The organism is Paenibacillus sp. MSJ-34 (assembly GCF_018918005.1).
Lineage (GTDB): Bacteria > Bacillota > Bacilli > Paenibacillales > Paenibacillaceae > MSJ-34.
In genome coordinates, this window is record NZ_JAHLPR010000101.1 from 1 (window position 1) to 4,713 (window position 4,713).

5 protein-coding genes are annotated in these 4,713 nt (G+C 39.3%); 1 reads left to right on the forward strand and 4 read right to left on the reverse strand.

The window, feature by feature from the left end; translation table 11 throughout:
- Positions 1-688: 688 nt before the first annotated feature.
- A complete protein-coding gene (locus KQI79_RS27020) occupies positions 689-883 on the reverse strand; it encodes a hypothetical protein (RefSeq protein ID WP_216541426.1) in 195 nt (64 codons plus the stop codon).
- A 323-nt stretch (positions 884-1,206) separates the two neighbouring features.
- On the opposite strand from KQI79_RS27020, the gene KQI79_RS27025 reads away from it, so the two are divergent.
- Positions 1,207-1,674: a hypothetical protein gene (locus KQI79_RS27025; protein ID WP_216541427.1), complete on the forward strand. Its 468-nt coding sequence runs from the start codon at positions 1,207-1,209 to the stop codon at positions 1,672-1,674.
- Positions 1,675-1,708: 34 nt separating this feature from the next.
- Here the strand turns inward: KQI79_RS27025 and KQI79_RS27030 are convergent, their stop codons facing one another.
- The 3 genes from KQI79_RS27030 to KQI79_RS27040 form a co-directional block, all read right to left on the reverse strand.
- A complete protein-coding gene (locus KQI79_RS27030; RefSeq protein ID WP_216541428.1) occupies positions 1,709-2,479 on the reverse strand; it encodes a DUF4367 domain-containing protein in 771 nt (256 codons plus the stop codon).
- On the reverse strand, positions 2,469-3,050 hold the full coding sequence (locus tag KQI79_RS27035) for an RNA polymerase sigma factor (RefSeq protein ID WP_253298440.1): 582 nt from the start codon (positions 3,048-3,050) through the stop codon (positions 2,469-2,471). The genes KQI79_RS27030 and KQI79_RS27035 overlap by 11 nt, the downstream gene beginning before the upstream one ends.
- A gap of 246 nt (positions 3,051-3,296) precedes the next feature.
- A complete protein-coding gene (locus tag KQI79_RS27040; protein WP_216541429.1) occupies positions 3,297-3,713 on the reverse strand; it encodes a hypothetical protein in 417 nt (138 codons plus the stop codon).
- Positions 3,714-4,713 lie beyond the last annotated feature (1,000 nt).

The window sequence follows — 4,713 nt, forward strand, 5'->3', positions numbered from 1 at the left end:
GTAGACTTCACCTAAAAGGTGCTCCTCTCTTTGGGTGTAGTGTTCTCGACAAACACCATTCTACCAAAGATTTGGGCACTTTTTTATGTTTTCAATGAACGGTACTTTCGAAATTTAGGTTAAAATTTTTAATAGTAGGTATTTCGGATGAAAAAGTTCCCGTTTTTATTTTTTGAACCGTTGGTCACAAAAATGTCAAATAGTGCCCTACATTTATGACTGCGTCAAGGATGGATTCACTACGTCGCTGTTAGGCGTCGAGCGTATTACCTTTGTCTTGGATAGCGACTTGGGGGCCTCAAAGCAAAAGTAGTGGATGGCCTTGCATTGGCGGGTATCTCCGAAAACCGCCCCAATTAGATTTCATCTTTACTAATAACAAGGCTCCCGTACAAAAAGGCCGGGAGCCTAAGGAAGTAAAACCCTTTGATGATTTTATCGCTGAACAGATTAAAAAGCAGTTTTGTGGTGCTTCAACTCTCCTTTCTCCAAATCATTACAAATTTCGTTATACACAATTTGAAATGAACCATCCGATATAATTTTACGAACAAGAAATTTTGTACCATAAATTACGAAAGAAAACATGTGTTGATCCATGAACGATTTGAATTGTTCTGACTTTGTCGAAGAGTTTCATACGGGTTTGCCCTAATTCAGAAAGTCGCTCCATGATACATATTCCGTGTTAGGCGACACTGTCATTGGATACGTTTGCTTTTTGGCCCATAAGTGCCTGAAAATGCTTCGCTTGTTCTACATGGTAAGCCCTTTGCTGCTCGCGATAATGTTGCATTTTCATATGCCACTCATACATCTGCCGGCAATAATCATCATGATTGCGGTTGTAAGTTGGCATAGCGTAATAGGTATACGTATTCATGTCATTCCTTCAAAACTTTGTTTTTCGTGATGTTTTCACCACGTAACAACAGTCTATGAACGAATGCCCTTGGAAAACACGGTAAATGCCTAAGGATGAAAAATGATTCATTATGGGATCACTAGATAGATGGATATTTGGCAAATCAAACCTATTGTTACAATGTGATAAAAGAGTATATTAATGCAAAAGGATATAGGCAGTGCTGTAGGGAGGCAATAGTAGCAGGATATTCTTATGATTTTAAATCGAAAAAGAAGCGTTAGGTTCAATATAATATTTTCGTCATGATTTATAAGAATACAAAGAAAGGTGTGTATTTTGTGAAATCAAGAGTAAAGGTTTTAATTTCTGCAGTACTGGTTTTCAGTTTAATGTTTTCTGGACAGGTCTTTGCTTCCTCAAGCAACGAAGCGAAGACGGAGCCGCCGCCGCTTGAAGTTGCTCCTTTTACTATTTTTGACCCGGATTTTAAATACTTAGACGACGGCGCGGGATACATATCATACAATGGTGATAAAAAAGTCAACATTTGGGGCCAAACTTTAGGAACAAGGAAGGTTGATACGATAGGCGTTCAATTAACCTTGCAACGATGGACCGGAAATGATTGGCTTGATGTGAATACCGGACCTAATAGTACTTATAGCGACGCTTCTTATGCTTACTATACCGATGATATTCCCGTAATAGAAGGTTGCTACTACCGTGTAAAGTCTAAGCATTGGATTAAATATGGGAATGTAAAAGAGGAAGGCTTTCGATATTCGAATAGTATTTTAATTAAGTGAAGAAAGCGAACGGTCCCGAGCGCCGTTCGCTTTTCTAATGCAGTGATTTGGCTAGATTAATTATATCTGATTCTGACAGCTTACCCGATATCCGTACCATGATCCGATCCTCGGTTAGCCACTCCAAATTTGCATTTCCTTCGATCGGTATTAACAAGATTGCTTTATTTCCGTTAATAACTATGTCCTTATATTCACCCGCATCAAGTGGCATCTCTACCTTTAATCCAGACGTTTTACCATCAATTTCATGTTGAATAATATTCAAGATTTCCCCGTTATCATTGGTATACTCGAACTGAGCATGATTCCAGGTTCCTTCTGCTGAACCGAAAATCCGAATCGAAGTCAGCTCAAAGCTTCCGGGAACCGTAGACGGAAGTAAAAGATGGAAGGAAACTTTTGACTGGGCATCCTCCAACGTAACTTCATCCATTCGAGTGCCGCTAACAATATTTTTATCTTTAAGATCATCCATGTCAGTTGTTTTTGACTCGAATGGGTTCGGTTCAGGTTCTTCATGAAAGAATTCGATCACTTGATTCTGTATTCGTTTAAGTAATGAAGAAATCTGGGAGTATGCAGTTGGAGTTGTAGTACTAATTACAATGCTACCCAGAAAAGAGCAGACCACGATCGCGCCACTAATCTTCCACCTGCGTTTCCATTGCTTTCGACGTTTTCTTTTATTCAAACGAGCTTGGACCTTCAGCCAGGACGGTGTGCTATCAGGGATTTCGATATTGTCATGGATGCGTTGCATCGCCTTTTTCAGTTCTTTATTCTGACTGAACTCATTTTCCATTGAAATCAACCCATTTACTTTGAAATTGATGAAGTAATTTTTTGCGCGCACGCATCAGTTTTTGGCTTACTGCCTGCTCCGAAAGACCAAGTTCAGCCGCTATTTCTTTATAGGATTTTTCCTCAATATAAAATAGCGTAATGAGTATCCGATAATCCGGCTTCAACTCTGTAATCGCTTGATGAAGCAATTCATCTCTAATCTTGTCTTCCACTTCATTAGCAACGCTGATCTGTTGCATACCAAGTGTTACATCGTTCTCAATATTAATGACGGTATCTATGTCCACTGTATAACGCTCTTTTTTTGTTTTTTTCAGATAGTCATAGGTCAAGTTTCGGGCAACCTGCCTCATCCAGGCGGACATATTCGAAACCTTATGATTTCCGACAATAGTAATGGTTTTGAAAAATGCTTCTTGAATCATATCTTCTGTAAGAGCATGATCACCTAGAAGATAAAAAATATCTTTGTATACCATGCTGTAGTAAGAACGATAGACCACTTCTTGCAACTCTGGAGCCAAGGTATCAAAGTCTTGATAGAGTAAAAATGACCACTCCCTCATCATAGCAACAAACCTCTTTATATTTTTATCTTTTACTTTGTGAATTATTGTCAACATCAATTGTAAAGAGTTGGAATTGAGATGTAAAGACCGCGGGATTTAACGGAACCCACATTGACGACCCTCCAAGATTGGTATGGGGGCGGTTTTAAAGTGTATGGGTACGAAATAGACAAAGCCGATAATTAATAATGCTTATTATGAATGGATAAAGGAAAAACCCGCCCTTTGTATGAGTGGGTTTTTCCTTTATCCCTCAATATTGACAGTTACGTTCGGAACCTTATAGATAAAATATTTATGATTCCATTTTTTGATGGTAATAATTGCTTCTTGATTATCCTTTTCAAAAAAATATCCAGCACCATCCTGTCTAATGAATTTCCAGCCGTCGTTTTTCATTCGCTCCTTTAGAAGTTCATCAGGCTCGGTTACTCGGGTAAGATACTGTCTGTTTCCATCGTCATCTTTTTCTACAAAAATTACTTTCTGATCCGAGGTATATAATTTATACATATTCTTTACATTGTTGTACCCTATGTTATTGATATACAAGCCACCCCCGATTAAAACTAGGACAATAACCGCCAAGACACTTATTACCACGATTTTCCATGATTTCCACATATGTTTATACTTCACCGCCGAACATAAGGTTTCGTTCATTGTACCACCATATGTTGATAAACTCCAAAATATAAATCTCTCCATTTCAATACGAGATATTTAAGCGACGAATTGTGTTGCCAGCGGCTATGGAGTTTTTGGCGAAAGAGTACCGGCAGATAATTCTCCATGAGTTGGTCCAATACAAACAGGTATGACGTATGGGTAAAGTGCCACTTAGGAAAAATGTGATTTTCAAAGGAATTTGGATGTATGTCAGTTAGTTGCCTCTTTTGTCCAAACTCAAAAAATGTCTAGTAGGATAAAATCGGCGATTGGAATCAGATGATAGACGTGAATATAAAGAGGGCTTTGTACGGGAAAGCAGCGATTCTACTAAAAATGAGGGATTTAAATCTGGCCTATTATTAAAACATCTCCTCCCTTAAGGTCATAAGTTTATGCCGGCGAAAGCCCGTATACAACACCACCAAATTTGCGGTACGGGCGATTTCGGAGCGGTTGCGTTAGGAAGAATCGCCGACCTCTCGTATCCGGTCGAAGAACATTTCTACGGGAATGACGGCGACTGATATAGCGATGGGTAGCCCCCTTCCGAATAAAAAAGGTCATCACCCCGGGTAGCGGGATGGCGATATCGCCGTATAGTATCGCCAGGTCGGTAGCCTATACGATCAATGAGCCGAAGGATGCTACAATTATCGATAGTAGAAAAATTGTATAAAAATTATCGTTAGATTGTGGCTGTTTAAGCCGTCATATAAATAGACTGAAAGATTAGACATTCAAGAGGAACGGGCTCCTGAAACCCTTCTCCATGAATGTTGCTTACATAAGGGAAAGAGGGGCACGAATTCAAAGAAGAAAGGAGTCGATTACTCTAAGAAAGGTAAGGTGCTATAAGCTGATTTTATTTTTACTGTTTCCGCTGAAGCATAATGCCCGAAAGCTGATGGTATTGCCTGTCCAGGGTTTGACGAATATAATGTCCGTATCACAGTAAAGGAAAAGGATGCCTCCATAAAGCGTAAGCCTGTTC